Origin of the sequence: Bacillus thuringiensis, from assembly GCF_001595725.1 — a bacterium.
GTDB classification, from domain to species: Bacteria; Bacillota; Bacilli; order Bacillales; family Bacillaceae_G; genus Bacillus_A; species Bacillus_A thuringiensis_K.
Map to the genome: position 1 here is coordinate 542,852 of NZ_CP014283.1, position 16,029 is coordinate 558,880.

The following is a 16,029-nucleotide window of genomic DNA, read 5'->3' on the forward strand; positions in this document are numbered from 1 at the left end:
ATTAAGTATTTAGTTAATATGTACAATTACATAGTAAATACCGTTTAAATAGGAGACTAAGAAAAATGCAAAATAAGTGATTCTAAACATATTCCAGATAATCTCTAATTTTTTATTAATTATTTGTTTGGCGCTCGATAATAGAAGGAAGTACTGCTTGTATTCTATTTAACAAATCTAAGACATTCACATCACACATTTATTTCTATTCACTAGGAGGTTGAATTAATTAGAAAGAAGCATATGCAATAAATAATTCTGTTTTATATAACATCCAACCACTTAAAAATCCAGTAATAAAAAAGGAGGGAGAAGGTATCTTTTATTGAAGTTTGTTTATAATAGCTCTTTAACTTGTTAGGGGGAATCATAAAGGAGATTAGTAATCTCTTTGATCATTTTTATTTTCCTTATAGTAATAGACTTATTGTATTAGAAAATTCAAATTTTGAAAGGAGTATCAATAAATATGAGTAAGAAAAAAGATTCGTGCTTATCAACTTAAGGATAGAAATTAAATGGGTTTTTGTTTAAATAAACTAAACAAAGGGGTGTTCTTTATGTGTACTAGTTTGACATTACAGACAAAAAACGGTCAACATCTTTTTGCAAGAACGATGGATTTTACATTAGATTTCAATCAAGAAGTAATAATAGTTCCTCGAAGTTATCGATGGAACAATATAACTGGTGAAACCATCGAAACGAAACAAGCAGTTATCGGGATGGGGATTAACTATCAAGGAAGGGTCATTCTGGCAGATGGAGTAAATGAAGCAGGTATGACTTGTGCAACGCTCTATTTCCCAGGCTTCGCAGCTTATAATGAAAGTATAGATGACAATAAAACGAATCTGGCTCCATTTGATTTTGTGGCTTGGAGTCTCACGCAGTTCAATTCTATTAAAGAGTTAAGAAAGTCTGTTGATAGTATTTCTTTTTTGGATGTACCATTACCTATTTTAGGACTTACTCCGCCGCTACATTGGATTATAGCGGATAAATGGGGAGAATGTATTGTACTAGAGCCGACAACTGAGGGGCTAAAAGTGTATGACAATCCGTTAGGGGTAATGACCAATAGTCCAGAGTTTAACTGGCATCTACAAAATTTAAGACAATATATTGGTCTTAGATCACAGCCCTATGAGCCTACACAATGGGGGGATTTATCATTGAGTGCTTTTGGACAAGGTTCAGGTTCGATGGGAATCCCTGGGGATTTCACTCCACCATCAAGGTTTGTTCGGGCGGCGTATAGCAAACAAAATATTCATGGGATAGATAATGAAGAGGAAGGGGTATCGGCCATTTTTCATATCTTATCAAATTGTGAGCTTCCAAAAGGTGGAGTGATAACGGAAGAAGGTACATTAGATAATACCATTTATACAAGCGCAATGTGTATGGAGTCTGGTATATATTATTATCATACCTATGATTGTAGACAAATTATAGCCATACATCTATTTCATGAAAATTTAGATACAGATGAAATTAAAACTTATCCATTCCAGCGTAAACAAAAGATATATTATCAAAACTAATGAGATTTGGAATAACATTAAAGAGGCAAACTTAATTAAGTTTGCTTTTTATAATAGGCCATACGACTCATGCTATAACTTTTAATCACTTTAAGCGAAGGGTACGTGATTGAGATGAATAATACATATAATGAAAAGACACATACTTCCATTAAACAATTATTGAACAAATTTTCACCCAACGCCCCTGGCTTTGCATATATTGCTAGTTTTGATAGTGGAGTAACGTATAAAGGTGCAGTTGGCTTAGCTTCTATAGAGGAAAATCTACCGATAACCACAAAGAGCGTTTTTAATATCGCCTCAGTTTCTAAACAATTTACAGCGTTTTCTATATTACTCTTAGAACAAGAGGGAAGATTGAGTTTAGATGATTCGATTGTAAAGTATGTCCCTTCTATTGGAACATATGCTGAACCAGTAACATTGAGACACCTAATTCATCACACTGGTGGACTAGTTGATTATATGGAATTGGCTGTATTAGCAAATATTAAATTTACAGATACATTAACTGTGGAAGAATCGTTAGAGCACCTTAAAAATCATCAAATTGCAAGGTTCCCAGTTGGCACAAAATTTGAGTATAGCAATACAGGATATTTTTTATTATCAAAAGTGGTAGAGAAGGTAAGTGGCAAGTCTCTACGTCAATTTACAAAGGAGCGTATTTTTGATCCTTTACATATGAGAGACACAACAATTGTAGATTGCTACCCAACAACTATACCAATTATTAGTGGGTATTCGAAGAATGAGCAAGGAAAATATAAAATCTATGAAAGCCCTTGGGAACATACAGGTGATGGGGCAGTTCATACAAATGTTGAAGATCTTGTAAGATGGGGAGAAAATTTAACTACAGGCACCGTTGGTGGAAAAGAACTTGTTAAAAGAATGAGCGAAATAGGTCCGAAAATTTCTCCAACTGGGGAGACGATTATTGACAATGAAGATTATGCTTTTGGGCTAAGGCTTGCAGAAGGTTTTAACCGTCGATACTTGGAACATTCAGGTAGCTGGGCAGGTTATCGTTCACACTTCATGCGGTTTCCAAAAGAATATTTGACTGTTGTAGTACTAAGTAACTATGATGGATTTGACTCTAAAAAATATGCTAATGAAATAGCAGAAATTGTTTTAGAAAAGTAAAAAATAGGGCGTAGAAGACAGTATCTAGATTTGGTTAACCTCACGTTGTTTTAGGTGTAATTGATTTTGAGAACGGAAGGCAAGCATATATTTATGCCTGCCTTTTTTCGTATTAAAACGAACATAAATATTAATATTTATACAGTTAAAAAAATAATTAGAAATTCTTTAAATATAGATTAATTAATGAGGTCGAATTTTAAAATTTTTTAAATTAATATATAAAAATTATATATTATGATTATCAAACTCAATTTTATTAAAAATTGAAATGTTAATTAATATTCCTATTGCTATTAAATTGACCATTAAAGAACTTCCACCAAAACTTACAAATGGAAATGGGGTACCTGTAAGAGGAAATAGTCCTGTAATACCACCTAAATTTACAACAGATTGCATACCGATCATACATCCTATACCAATTGCTATAAAACTGCCAAATGGATCTACACATAATTGTGCAATTTTTAAGGAGCGAAGTACTATAGTCAAAACTCCAGCCAATATAATAAATACACCAATAAATCCTAGTTCTTCAGAAACTATTGCCATTATAAAATCTGTATGTGGTTCCGGAAGATAACCTGTTTTTTGTATGCTATTTCCAAATCCACGACCAGTGATTCCTCCGGAGCCAATGGCAATAAAAGAATTTACAAGCTGGTATCCATTTCCTTGCGCATCAAGAAATGGATTGAAAATCGTAGTAATACGTGTCTTTTGAACTTCTGACAAACTATATTGAATCAAGAAATATAAAATAGGTAACCACAAAATAGAACTGATGATAGTTCTTTTGATTAGTAGATTAATATTTATTCCTGAGCATAGAAATATGCTAAAACCTATACCTAATATTAAAAGTGCAGATCCTAAATTTGGTTGTTTAAAGATAAGAAAAAAAATTGTAGCTAAAAAAAATAAAAGTTTTCCGATACCACTCCAGTTATTTTTAGCTTGTTCTTGTCGTAATGCAAAAAAGCGGGCTGTTACAAGTATTGTTCCTAATTTAAGAAATTCAGCTGGCTGTATTCCAAAGATCCATGATTGAGCGTTATTTACCACTTTTCCTTTCCATAAAACCATAATTAATAAAAAAATCCCCCCAACCATAATACAGATTGAGACTATTCGTTTTTTCCATATTTCATATGGGAGTAAAGCACAAACTATTAATCCTATTGTACCTAAAAGTAGCTTTGTTAATTGAGAATCAACAAAATGTCTACTGTTATAACCGTAATGTTGGACAGCAACAATGGAGCTTGCACTATACATCATGATAATACCTAAAGTACATGTTATGAATAGAGAAAGGAGCAATAGATAATCGAGTTTTAATATTTTTTTCATTTTAATATCCTCCTGATTTAAAACAAAACATAATATTACATTTGCTAATGAATAGAATCTTGTTCTCGTCAATTACTAAATATGACTTGTGTTTAGGAAGATTCTATCGCTTACTCCCTGTTTTTTTACGCAAAAATCCCCCTAGTATGTAACTAGAGGGATTTAAAATGGCATGACTAAATAAGGCTTTTCTCCCCCTAGTAGAGCTTTGGCACTATACAACGTAAAGTAATGAAAATTCATTACTTAGCTATCTTAAGAAGAGCCTTAATCCGACAATTCCTGTTCTACCCATTGGCGTCTTTCGACATTTTTGGGCAATAGCCTGTGTTTGCATAGGAGCCTCACCTAACAGGTTAAGCAACATAAATTTTATGTATTTGTTTCGTGTAGCAAGCATAAATATATTTTTTTTGCTTGTCAAGCAACCGTATTGCTAATTTTATATGATTTATAGCTTTATAGCCCTTTGAGAAATAATATGAGAAAATGTATGTAATCATTTCGTATAAATACATATTTTCGACTTGTAGTGTAAAGTATGATTAAGTAGTTTAATCATATAAATTTGATAAACAGTAAAGAAGATTTTAATCATAAAAGAAGATTTTTTAAAAAATGTTTTTTTGAAGTAAAGAATAACCAATCATTCATCCTCTGTTATAAAGTTGGAATTTGATTGAAAACAATAAGTTTCATATGTTTTATAACGTTTCTTCGAATTAAATCTATTTAAATTCTATGTTTTTTAAGGAGAATTTTAAATTTATAATAAAATATAATTTCATTTTCTATAAAAGATTTTTTATGAATGGATTTGAAAGTCAGTTGACAAATATTAAATTCTGGTTTAAATTTTGAAGTAATTCAATAAACTTTGTTAGGTGAGGCTCCTGTATAGAGAAACGCTGCTGCCCAAAAATGTCGAGAGACGCCAATGGGTCAACAGGAACGGTCGGATTAAGGCCCTTCTTAATGTAGCTGGTTATAAAAACCTATGCTATACAGTGCTAAAACTCAACGAGGGAGTGGTATACGATTTGATAGAAAGGCACCTCTGTGATTTTGGCAGAGCTGTCTTAATAATCATTTATTTGTATTGTAAAAAACCTTTACTCCTTTTTGAGTAAAGGTTTTTCTGTTTAATGTTATTTGTTTTATCTTGTCTATATTCAAAAAGGAGGTAATTCTAAATAATGAATTGATTGCAATGTAACTATTATTGCTCTAATAAAAAATTTAAGACAGATAAAATAAAACAAAACCACTCATGAAACTCTAGAGTCTCCCTTAGCAATATGAGGAGGAGTTAACATGAAGAAATTATTAAATGAATTACTTGTAACCAAAAATAATTTGGATGCAGAGAAAGTTTTACGTCATCCGTCGTATGATATTGCGCAAGAAGTAAAACAGTTTTCAATTGAAGATCAAATCATATTACTAAATACGATTCCTGTATTAAAAAGCTCTAAAATTCTTCAATATATGAGTGCAGAAGAAAAATATAATATCTTAATTCGCTTATCTGAAAACAAAGCTAAAAAGTTACTAAATTTACAACCGATTGATGAATTAGTAGATTTACTGCTAGCGGTTCATCCGGAAAAACAGGCTAAATTAATGGCGTATTTAGATAAAATCACAAAACATAACGTAAAAAAATTGATGACTTTCAAACCTGAAACGGCAGGAAGTCTTGTCACAAGTGATTTTGTTGCAGTTAGAGGAAATTGGTCAGTAAAAATGACATTGAAGTATATTAGGGAACATTCTGAAAATGTAGAATCAATATCTTATAGTTATGTTCTTGATAGTCATGGTTATCTTGAGGGGATCGTTTCCATACATGAGTTATTATTAGCAGCAGATGACGAGATATTATCTACTATCATGATTCAAGAGGTAATTTCAGTACAAGCTGAAGTTGACCAGCAAGAAGTTGTAAAAAAGCTTCTGAATTATAATTTAGCAGCAATACCTGTAACAACAGCAAATAATAAAATGATTGGTATTATAACATTTGATGACGTAATGAATGTTATGGAAGCAGAAGCTACAGAAGATATTCAAAAGTTAGGCGGAAGTGAACCATTGAATCAATCTTACTTTGAAGCTAGCACTTGGAGTATTTTCTTAAAACGTCTACCATGGTTATTACTTCTTTTTGTTGCTGAAGCATATACAGGTACAGTATTAAAGTATTTTGAAGACGAAATTGAAACTGTAGTTGCTCTTGCTTTCTTTGTTCCGTTATTAGTAGGTACTGGTGGGAATACAGGAACACAGGTTGTAGCAACAATCACTCGTGCAATCGGTATTGGAGAGGTCAAATTTAAAGACATTTTCCGTGTAATGAAAAAGGAATTTGCAATAGGGATGCTTCTCGGACTTGCACTTGGAATAGCTGGGCTCACTCGTGCTTATATGTTAGGAGTTGGAACAGAAGTTGCACAAGTTGTAGCAATTACTTTATTATTTATTGTTATTTGGGCCTCTCTTGTAGCTGCTGTTTTACCTTTAATTCTAAGAAAATTAAAACTAGATCCTGCAGTTGTTTCAGGTCCATTTATTACAACATTTGTTGACGGAACAGGATTAGTAATTTATTTCATGGTTGCAAAAACGTTATTAAATTTATAAATATACACTGAAAAAAATGAAATTCGGAATAAGTATTTTGCCCTAATTGCTAAAATATAGCTGGGAATTCAGGCATGAGGAAATCAAACAATTTTGTCTTTAGATAAATAATATTTTAATGGATTTATTGAATGTAATGAATGCTGGAGGATAAAACTATGAAACATCTCAGAAAAATCTTCAAACGAATTTTGCTTCTATTGTCTATTTTCATGCTTATTGGCATAGGAATATTATTTGGTACTAGCTATGGCCGAGAGCTTCGCATAACAATGGCTGGGAGTATACTAACTTCTCAGCATCCACAATATGCGAAATATACATTCCTATCCCAAAAGGAACTAGATAAATTGCAAGATAGAATTAATCATCCGAAATGGTCAAATAGTGATGAGCATATTTATAAAAAAATAGCAGGAAAAAGATTAGAAGAATTTAAAAATCAACCATTAGAAATTGATGTAGAAACAATTAAAAGTAACAAAGATAGTCGCTTTCTTTTTGAAGGAAAATTAGTTACTATTAGCAATCCCTTCAATGTTAAACTTGTTAGCCATCAAGGAACACAGGGCGCTAACAGAGGAGAAAAAATTAGCGTAATGGCAAAGCGTAATCATGCACTTGTTGCTGTGAATGCAAGTGGATTTGCTGATGAAACAGGAAGGGGTGGAGGAAATGTTGCAACTGGAATAGTGATAGAAAATGGGGAGACTATTGATACGAATATGGATAGAAATACCCCTACAATTATTACGGGTTTAACAAAGTTTGGGCAAATGATAACAGGAAATTATTCTACCCAACAACTTTTGGATAAACAAGTCGTTTCAGCGGCAGGATTTATGCCACAGTTAATTGTAAATGGAGAAAAAATGATTACAGAAGGAGACGGTGGTTGGGGTTCTGCACCACGAAGTATTATGGCTCAAAAAGAAGATGGCACAATAATGTTTCTGGTAATAGACGGTAGGCAAACACATAGCATAGGGGCCACGCTAAAAGAGTGTCAAGATATCCTGTATGAAAAAGGAGCAGTAAATGCAATGGCTATGGATGGAGGTTCTTCTGCTACGCTATATTTAGGAGGCAAGGTTATAAACTCACCTTCTACATTATCTCATGAAGATCGTTATTTACCAAATGCTTGGGTGGTAACAGCAAATACGAAACAAAAAATAAGGATGATAATAGATGGGAAAAACATAGACACTAAAACAACAGATGAATTTGAAGTGAATATTTCAACTGATTTATGAATTTCTAAGAGAATGAAGGTTTAATTAAAGTTTAAAAATTAATATCCAAAGAGATTTTAAATTAATACTTTTATCATTTAACACGTATTAATAAAATGCTTATAGAGACACTCAACCATATGGGAAATCTTCAAAAAGTTAAAAGAAGTATAATTGATGTATACTACTTACATTCATATTTTTTTATATGTTTTTAATTTATTGGTATTTGCTACAGGTATATAAAATGGACAACCTGTAAAAGTAATCGTTGTAATCAGATGAGTAAAAATTAATACGCAGAATAAAGTAGTGGTCATACCTGAAAATCATTTGATAAATAATGAAGAACATGTCGCTTTATATGTAAGCCCTAATATAATTAAAATGAAGCATATTACAAAAGAAATGGAATTTAAAAAAGGCTTAGAAGAAATCAAAGGTGAAAAATTGAGAGATTAGCTTATAGTATATAGAAATCGCTTAACAAAACCGTTTGAAAACAGTTAAATTCTTTTTAAACGCCTTAACAACTTAAAATAGACTTTTAAGTTGTTTTGTATGTTTTGATATTGTTTTGGTATTTAAAGATCGATACAAACGAATCTGAGAGACTGTTTTTTCGGGGTAACTAGATAAAATAAAGAATTTAATATAAAAAGCGGTGCTAATTTATAAATATGGTGGGATAAAAATATTATTTCAGATGAATATGAAAGAAGAGAGGAATGATAGAAATATAAATTGTTTAATCAAATTATTTAATAAAAAAAATTAAATAACTAGCTATATGATAAATGGTATTATTATTTTAAGAAGACGGTTTCAAAAGAACCGTCTTCTTTTTGTTTCTTTATAAAAAGATACAGATTAATTAATGCCCATTTTTATGTTTTATAAATGTAATAGATTTATTTTAAACAGCCTTTTTAGTAGTAGCTATTTTAAAGGTATTACTTCTCATGCTATAAAATTGTAGGCCTAATGAAATAATCATAGAAATTATCGCAAAGTAGATTAGAGCCATAGTCCCCATTCCAAGAGAAATTACTACTCCACCTAATGTGGCACCTACGGAACTTCCTAGATAGTTAATCGAACTATTGAGGGCCACAGCTGCACTTCCGTGCTTAGGTTGATAGGATAATAAAATATGTTGCTGTGGTGCTCCTGATGCCCATCCCATTGCTCCCCATATGAAAAATGGTAAATATTTTATAATTGTTAGATTAATCATTATCGGAATACATACAACTGAGACAGTTAAAATAATTAAAATAAGAGCCATTAAAGTTTTTGGTTTTTTGAAGTAATCAATTAAATATCCAATTGTTATACTTCCAAATAATCCACCCAATCCCCAAGCCCATAAATAAATTGTTAAATCACTTGTGCTATCAAGATCTTGTAATAATGGAGATAGATAGGTATATAAACCTAAACTTGAAATACTTGCAAAGAATGTTATTAAAACAGTGATAGTAACTCTTTTATCTAAAAACATTGCAAGTCTTTCTTTCATAGCAGGTGGTGCAGTGACTGGAACATGTGGTAGAAACTTAAGAATACTAATAGCAGCAATTAAACTAAGTATTACCACAAACCACATTGCTGATTGCCAATCAAACTTGTCTGCGATATAAAGACCTATCGGAACACCTAATACAGTTCCCATACTCATGCCACCGATTGTTAAGCCAAGTGCGCGTCCTTTCTTTTCTACAGGTACTAACATAGTTGAGCCTGCAACAGCTAAAGGAGAAAATAATCCAGCACCAACACCAGCAATCGCCCTTGATATTAAGAATATCGAAAAGTTTGGAGATACTGCGGTTAATGCATTTGCAAGTCCAAATACAATTATTGAAGTCAATAGAACTTTTTTTATAGGTTTCCCTGCTAAGAGAGAGGCAAACAGTGGAGCGGATATTGCATAGCATAATGTAAATATACTTACCGCTTGCCCAACTTGGGATGCACTTTTTTGATAGGTATCACTAATTCCAGGAACCAGTCCAGCAATAATATAAGCATCGAATCCCAAGGCAAACATACCAATAGCTAAAAAGATAACTTTTTTCATAGTTCTGCCACCTTTACATTGTCAAGATTATAATAAATTATCAATCTTATACACTCTAGTTGCTAGTTTTATACAGATAGAGAATGATTATTGAATCAATATATAACTCTATAATGATGTTATTTACAATTATAATAATTGAGTTATATATAATTATTGAATAATGCCATAGTAATTAAAAAATCTGCAGATTAAATTAAGGTAAAATAACATTTGATAATCATTACTCGTCTAGCTTAAGTAGGTTAATATTAGTATACTTAATGAATGGGATTAAATAAAATGAATAATATTAATGCAAGGGATGAAAAAAACTCATGAGTATTATTAAGTATGAAATTTTTGAATCAGTTATTACAACGGGGAGTTTTACAAAAGCTGCCGAAAAATTAAACATGACGCAATCTGCAGTAAGCCATGCAATTTCTAGCTTAGAAAAGGAATTAGGAACGTCTTTATTCCTGAGAACTGGTCGGACGATTACTTTAACTCCTCAAGGCACTAAAGCTTATGAGTATATTGGTCAGATATTAAATATAAACCGTAAATTAATAGAGACTAATTTTAATGAACAATTATTGCCTAAAACACTGAGGATTGGAGCCTTTACAAGTGTAAAAAAACATATATTACCTCCAATTATGAAAGAATTTAATAAATTGTATCCGTTTATAGAAATTATAATATTTGAGGGGACTTATGATGAAATACAAGAATGGGTTATTAATAAAGTAATTGACCTGGGATTTACAATTAACGGGGAATTCGGATGTGAATCCGTCCCATTTTGGGAAGACGAGTTAGTTATAGCAACACCAAATAACTTAAAGTTAATTCCTGATGATTGCTCTTTAAAGGATTTCTTTGATCAAAATAATATTATTATGCCAGCAGCGCCATACAGAAATCAAGTTGAGAAATTTTTGAATCAGCACAGTATAGAGCCTAAGGTTCATTCGTATATAAGTGACTGCAATACAATTGTGAAAATGATTGATCTAGGAATAGGTATTTCTATAGGACCAAAGCTTTTCTTAAAATCATTTGATAATATAAAGATATATGAATTACCGGATCGGCATTATAGAAATATATACATATCTTATAAACATTCTACAGAATTAACACAAGTAGAAGGACATTATGTTCAGGAATTTATAAAAATAGCAAGGAACTTATTTTAAGTTCCTTGCTATTTTTTATCCTAATCGTCCAAATCCGCTATTTTCGTTGAGCAAGACTCTTTTCTCAGAACTGTTATATTTAACTCTATAAAAGCTCGATTTCTTAGAATCAATTTCATTAAGTAATTCCTGTAAGCGAACTGCATCTTTTAGATTTGGAAAACCAAAAGAAGGTTCTTTTTCCAGCATAACAAAATCAGTAACATCTTTGACTACATTTATAATTCGCTCTATTTTTCTATCCCCATTATATTCATGTTCAAGGGAATTAAAGTATAACAGTTCTTCAGATTGTGTGCTAGTTTCTGTCCAAATTTTTACTGAATCTTCATACCAGTTTGGTGTGTCATAAGAGAGTTGTGCAAAAATTAATTGATTATTAGCATCTTGAAAAACAAAATCTAATTCTCTTCTTCTGAATAAGTTTACAAAACTACTATATCCTGTTACTACAGCACCATTTATTTCACCCATAACAGAAACGCTATCTGAAATTTCATTTCCAGAGATTGAATAATCAGACTTTACCCCTTGAATATGTCTTAATTGTAATGGTGAATTACCGTTGATCCATTGAACAAGATCTAAAGAGTGTATAATTTCACTGATAACTCCTGTTGTAGGTCGATAGTCATTAATTCTATTTTTTTCCCATAAGAAGTTGGCACGTACTAATTTTAAATTATTTTCATTCACATATGCTTTTAATAATCGAGCGGCTTGTGAATATCTTGCAACCATATTTAAACAAAAGCCTGATGTGTATTTTAATAGTTTCTCTGCATTTTCTAACTTGAAATTTGGATCAACAAAAGGCTTTTCACATATTACAAATCCATTGAAATTTTGAATTGAAAATAATACTTCTCCATGATTTTCGTCGTTAACGGATATTACTAAAATATCTGGCTTAAATACTTCCAAGGCAGATTCGATAGTCGGATAATACACTAAATCAATATCTTTTTGAGATCTTGAAGTATAAGCAATATCAATATCATTATTGTAGAGAGGTGAGATGTTCTGGAAAGCTTCTAAAAACATTTGCCCTGAAAAACCCATTCCAATAATTAAAACTTTCATTTTGGTACGCTCCTATTCTATTGTTTTAAATAATAACTGTTCCCCAGTTTGGAGATAACCTCTTTTTCTATTGAACTCTTCGGCCATTTTACTAGATTGGACAACAATTTTTTGAACATTATTTTCTCTAAACCAATTATGAAAAGCATCCATCATTGCTTCTGCAATTCCTAGACCACGTCTATCTTTGCTTACTACAAGAGATTGTCCCCAACCAACTCGTCCGTTAAGTGCACCTACCATAGGAGCGCGTGAATCAATTATTCCAATAACACATGAACATATTTTTTCATCTTCATCATATTGACCGACCTGAATCAGTACATCCTCATTTGAAATATTCTCTTTAATCCAATCGCGATAAGCATTTTGCCAGGCCAAATTATCTTCTTCACTTTTTGCTGCATAATGTGTGTCACCACTAGATAATAAAATCTTTCTTAATTCCACTAATTCTTCAGTGTCTTGAATAGTAGCTTTACGAATCAATAATTTTTCTTGCATAATCAAAATTCCTCCTAAAGTTCTTTGTGTGATGAATGTGTATTTTTAGGGGGTGAAATAACCAGACTAAAGACATCATATTTATCTCTTAATTAAAATATAATGATAAATTATTTTCATAATCATAAAATTAATTTGAGAATGTATAGTTGATCTTTAACTATTAATTTTAATAACCTAAAAATACCTTTTTTGTAAAATTAGTTTTCACGAGCCAAATATTATCACGACTTAAATATTATATCAATATTAATTTTCTAACTCTTTAGAAATAAATTAAAAAAACAAAAAAATCATTTTCTTGTTAGATAAGTGGCTGTAAACACTCTATTTATAAGCTTTTCACTATTTCTAATTGAACTAAAGCTTAAAATTTAATATAAATATATATATATATAGGAAGAGTAAAAATATAATTTACCGAAAAAATTTTATTTTTAAAATTTTTGTTTGTTTTTTTTGTGTATTATGCCTATAATGAGAGAGCACCACAAATTTATTAACATTTTTTTACATTACCCCCTTAAATTGATAGTTAGAGAACTTATAATTGGAGGCACTATATGTATACAAAAATATTAAATGAAAAACTAGTAGAACTGAAAAAAAGTGGGCAATATCGTGAGTTTGTTACATTAAATCGAATTCGTGGGCAATATCCTTTAGCTAAATTAAATGGATCAGAAGATAGTCAGCCTGTAGTTGTTTGGTGCAGTAATGATTACTTAGGAATGTCACAACATCCAGTTGTTGTTGAAGCCATGCATAACGCAATTAATTTATATGGTGCGGGATCAGGTGGTTCTAGAAATATTGGTGGTACACATTATCAATATGAGGAATTGGAGTCATCATTAGCTGAATGGCATGGTAAAGAATCTGCACTTGTATTCCCGACAGGATATGGGTCAAATGATGCAACACTTCAGTGTTTACTACGTTTATTTGAAGATTGTATTGTTTTTTCCGATGAACTTAATCATGCATCTATAATTAATGGGATACGTAGTACGAAGGTAGAGCGTACAATATTTAAGCATAATAATACAGAACATTTAGAGCAATTACTTGCATCACAACCATATAGCCGACCAAAAGTAATTGTTTTTGAGTCAGTTTATTCTATGGATGGTGACATTGCACCAATTGAAGAAATTGTTAAACTTGCTAAGAAGTATAACGCTTTAACATTCCTTGATGAAGTTCATGCAATTGGTATGTATGGACCTAGAGGAGCAGGGATAGCTGCTGATCTAGGTATTGCGGATTCAGTTGATATTATTCAAGGGACTATGGCTAAGGGAATTGGTGTTATCGGAGGATATATTACAGGTTCGGGACCAATGATTGATGCAATCCGATCTTTTGCCTCAGGTTTTATATTTACGACTTCACTACCACCAGCTATAGTAGCGGCATGTTATACAAGTGTTGAGCACTTAAAGGTTTCTAAAGTAGAAAGAGATGGTTTACATAAAAAAACAGAAATGTTGAGAAATTCTTTTGAAAGAGCAGGAATTCCAATTATGAATTCAAGCGAGACGCATATATTACCAGTTTTAATTGGTGATGCAACAAAGTGTAAAGCTGCTGCACGTCAGTTACTTGAGAAACATAATGTTTATTTACAACCAATTAATTCACCAACTGTACCAATTGGGACCGAGAGATTTAGGGTAAATATTACTCCAAATCACACTGAAGAACAAATTATACAATTAACAAATGCATTGACTGAGGTATTTATTGCATTCGATATACCTTTCTTGAAGGAAGAACAAGTAATAGTATAATATTTATATATATAATTATTTTAATTATAAATCAAATGATATTTTAGAATATTAAAATTACATGTAGTTTACTACTTAAAATACCCCATATTTATATGGGGTATTTTAAGTGAGGGGGGAGTTAATTATGGAGAGTTGTCCTATGTTCGATCTTGTAAAAACTAATAATTTATCACCTGAAATTTTAGGAACTGAAATGGGTAAGTTAGCTAGAGAGTTATTTATTTTAAGACCAGAACAAGTGAATATTTCAGTCTATGGAAGCTTTAAAAACGTTACAAATAAATATGAATTGCAAATAGGTTTTTTGAAAGGGATATTTAATCTTACAGAAAAAAGTATATTGGAACAAGCTCCTTTTAGGATTGGTAATAGCACTGGAATTAAATTTGTAGAAGAATTTGCAAAAACACCTTATTCTTATACTGCAAAAATTTCTTTATTTAATGAAAAAGAAAGTATAGAAGTTGTTACATATAAAAATGATATAGGAAAAATACTTATTTCAGAAATTAATGGTTTTAATTTTAACATATCAGAAAATAATCCAACTATTTTGGTGAGGAATAAAAATAGTTGTAAATTTCTCGCTTTTATAACATCCTTATGCAGTGATTATGAAATTAATATTATAAAAATTCAAAGTTCATCTCAAAAGATAAATAATATTATGATCATTGAATTAGATAAGTTACCATCGCTTAAAGTAATTGAGAGGGTTAATAATAATCCTTATGTATATAAGACTATAATTATAAATTGAACTTACTCACAAAATATTCCTTAAATAACAAATAAGCTATCCTTCCTATGATTCTAATGAAGAAATTCAATTCCATAGCGATAGTACAGAAAGTGAAAATGGAAAAATTATTTTTTATCTATGGAATTTTAGAGAGGGTAAAACAAGTACAGAAGCCAATCCTACACATGTATATGGAGAAAAAGAATATACAATGTAGAACTAAAAGTTAAAGATAGTAGAGGAAAAGAAAGTAAAGAACAAATAAAAGTTACTGTAAAAAGATCCGTAAACAGATGGATCGCTTGAAGAAGAGAAGATACTCCGGTTTAATAAGCTTGTAAAAGGAAGTATGATTAATCCTGATCAAACAGATGTTTATAAGTTTGATGTTACAGTTCCAAAAGAAATGGATATCTCCGTGGTAAATAAACAAAATAATGGAATGACATGGGTATCTTATCATGAATTAGGCATGCAAAATTGCGTAGCTTGTGGTGAAGATGAAGGAAATACTATAAAGCGAAATATTATTTGAATATGTATAAATTTAATGATAAAAATGGTGGATATTCATTATTAGTAAAATAAATTTATTTTCAACATGTATATTACAGTTTTTTTGCAGGGGGGCTGTCACTATAGGTTCCTCCTATTTTTTTATTTATACATTAGAATCATCTTAATAAAAAACAAATATCCACTTT

At 31.0% G+C, this 16,029-nt stretch carries 11 protein-coding genes, 1 pseudogene and 2 riboswitches; of the genes and pseudogenes, 8 read left to right on the plus strand and 4 right to left on the minus strand.

Going from position 1 to position 16,029, the window contains the following annotated elements:
* Nucleotides 1–560 precede the first annotated feature (560 nt).
* Together bsh and AXW78_RS28545 are read left to right on the plus strand one after the other, a co-directional pair.
* Entirely contained in the window at nt 561–1,547 is a 987-nt protein-coding gene (gene bsh, locus AXW78_RS28540; protein WP_000337606.1) for a choloylglycine hydrolase, read from the plus strand.
* Nucleotides 1,548–1,661: 114 nt separating this feature from the next.
* On the plus strand, nt 1,662–2,699 hold the full coding sequence (locus tag AXW78_RS28545) for a serine hydrolase domain-containing protein (protein ID WP_001066670.1): 1,038 nt from the start codon (nt 1,662–1,664) through the stop codon (nt 2,697–2,699).
* A 228-nt stretch (nt 2,700–2,927) separates the two neighbouring features.
* On the opposite strand, the gene AXW78_RS28550 is transcribed toward AXW78_RS28545, so the two are convergent.
* The gene (locus AXW78_RS28550) at nt 2,928–4,055 is read right to left on the minus strand and encodes an FtsW/RodA/SpoVE family cell cycle protein (RefSeq protein ID WP_000722125.1); all 1,128 of its coding nucleotides are present in this window, start codon (nt 4,053–4,055) and stop codon (nt 2,928–2,930) included.
* Nucleotides 4,056–4,241: 186 nt separating this feature from the next.
* Nucleotides 4,242–4,418, minus strand: a riboswitch (M-box (ykoK) riboswitch).
* A 506-nt stretch (nt 4,419–4,924) separates the two neighbouring features.
* Nucleotides 4,925–5,090: riboswitch (M-box (ykoK) riboswitch) on the plus strand.
* 279 nt (nt 5,091–5,369) lie between these two features.
* On the opposite strand from AXW78_RS28550, the gene mgtE reads away from it, so the two are divergent.
* Both mgtE and AXW78_RS28560 read left to right on the plus strand, forming a co-directional pair.
* Nucleotides 5,370–6,698, plus strand: a complete 1,329-nt coding sequence (gene mgtE / locus AXW78_RS28555) for a magnesium transporter (RefSeq protein ID WP_000735187.1) — start codon at nt 5,370–5,372, stop codon at nt 6,696–6,698.
* A 158-nt stretch (nt 6,699–6,856) separates the two neighbouring features.
* Nucleotides 6,857–7,954: a phosphodiester glycosidase family protein gene (locus AXW78_RS28560; protein WP_000681833.1), complete on the plus strand. Its 1,098-nt coding sequence runs from the start codon at nt 6,857–6,859 to the stop codon at nt 7,952–7,954.
* 895 nt (nt 7,955–8,849) lie between these two features.
* On the opposite strand, the gene AXW78_RS28565 is transcribed toward AXW78_RS28560, so the two are convergent.
* Nucleotides 8,850–10,016, minus strand: coding sequence for an MFS transporter (locus AXW78_RS28565; protein ID WP_000755603.1), 1,167 nt, complete (start codon nt 10,014–10,016; stop codon nt 8,850–8,852).
* Nucleotides 10,017–10,333: 317 nt separating this feature from the next.
* Here AXW78_RS28565 and AXW78_RS28570 point away from each other — a divergent pair, with 317 nt between their 5' ends.
* Nucleotides 10,334–11,200 (plus strand): LysR family transcriptional regulator, encoded by an 867-nt coding sequence (locus tag AXW78_RS28570; RefSeq protein WP_061884986.1) that lies wholly within the window; start codon nt 10,334–10,336, stop codon nt 11,198–11,200.
* Between the two features lie 15 nt (nt 11,201–11,215).
* On the opposite strand, the gene AXW78_RS28575 is transcribed toward AXW78_RS28570, so the two are convergent.
* Together AXW78_RS28575 and AXW78_RS28580 are read right to left on the minus strand one after the other, a co-directional pair.
* Complete coding sequence (locus tag AXW78_RS28575) at nt 11,216–12,283, minus strand: Gfo/Idh/MocA family oxidoreductase (protein WP_000866048.1); 1,068 nt, start codon at nt 12,281–12,283, stop codon at nt 11,216–11,218.
* A 12-nt stretch (nt 12,284–12,295) separates the two neighbouring features.
* On the minus strand, nt 12,296–12,787 hold the full coding sequence (locus AXW78_RS28580) for a GNAT family N-acetyltransferase (protein WP_001156574.1): 492 nt from the start codon (nt 12,785–12,787) through the stop codon (nt 12,296–12,298).
* Nucleotides 12,788–13,350: 563 nt separating this feature from the next.
* Here AXW78_RS28580 and hemA point away from each other — a divergent pair.
* The 3 genes and pseudogenes from hemA to AXW78_RS35595 all read left to right on the plus strand — a co-directional run.
* Nucleotides 13,351–14,580 (plus strand): 5-aminolevulinate synthase, encoded by a 1,230-nt coding sequence (gene hemA / locus AXW78_RS28585; protein ID WP_000288160.1) that lies wholly within the window; start codon nt 13,351–13,353, stop codon nt 14,578–14,580.
* A 127-nt stretch (nt 14,581–14,707) separates the two neighbouring features.
* Nucleotides 14,708–15,343, plus strand: coding sequence for an ACT domain-containing protein (locus AXW78_RS28590; protein WP_000443211.1), 636 nt, complete (start codon nt 14,708–14,710; stop codon nt 15,341–15,343).
* Nucleotides 15,344–15,398: 55 nt separating this feature from the next.
* Nucleotides 15,399–15,913, plus strand: a pseudogene (locus tag AXW78_RS35595) (PKD domain-containing protein); the annotation flags it as partial.
* Nucleotides 15,914–16,029 lie beyond the last annotated feature (116 nt).

Bases quoted from the DNA above. Each gene is read 5' to 3' on its own strand.
- bsh (WP_000337606.1), top strand. From the start codon at position 561: ATGTGTACTAGTTTGACATTACAGACAAAAAACGGTCAACATCTTTTT.
- AXW78_RS28545 (WP_001066670.1), top strand. From the start codon at position 1,662: ATGAATAATACATATAATGAAAAGACACATACTTCCATTAAACAATTA.
- AXW78_RS28550 (WP_000722125.1), bottom strand. From the start codon at position 4,055: ATGAAAAAAATATTAAAACTCGATTATCTATTGCTCCTTTCTCTATTC.
- mgtE (WP_000735187.1), top strand. From the start codon at position 5,370: ATGAAGAAATTATTAAATGAATTACTTGTAACCAAAAATAATTTGGAT.
- AXW78_RS28560 (WP_000681833.1), top strand. From the start codon at position 6,857: ATGAAACATCTCAGAAAAATCTTCAAACGAATTTTGCTTCTATTGTCT.
- AXW78_RS28565 (WP_000755603.1), bottom strand. From the start codon at position 10,016: ATGAAAAAAGTTATCTTTTTAGCTATTGGTATGTTTGCCTTGGGATTC.
- AXW78_RS28570 (WP_061884986.1), top strand. From the start codon at position 10,334: ATGAGTATTATTAAGTATGAAATTTTTGAATCAGTTATTACAACGGGG.
- AXW78_RS28575 (WP_000866048.1), bottom strand. From the start codon at position 12,283: ATGAAAGTTTTAATTATTGGAATGGGTTTTTCAGGGCAAATGTTTTTA.
- AXW78_RS28580 (WP_001156574.1), bottom strand. From the start codon at position 12,787: ATGCAAGAAAAATTATTGATTCGTAAAGCTACTATTCAAGACACTGAA.
- hemA (WP_000288160.1), top strand. From the start codon at position 13,351: ATGTATACAAAAATATTAAATGAAAAACTAGTAGAACTGAAAAAAAGT.
- AXW78_RS28590 (WP_000443211.1), top strand. From the start codon at position 14,708: ATGGAGAGTTGTCCTATGTTCGATCTTGTAAAAACTAATAATTTATCA.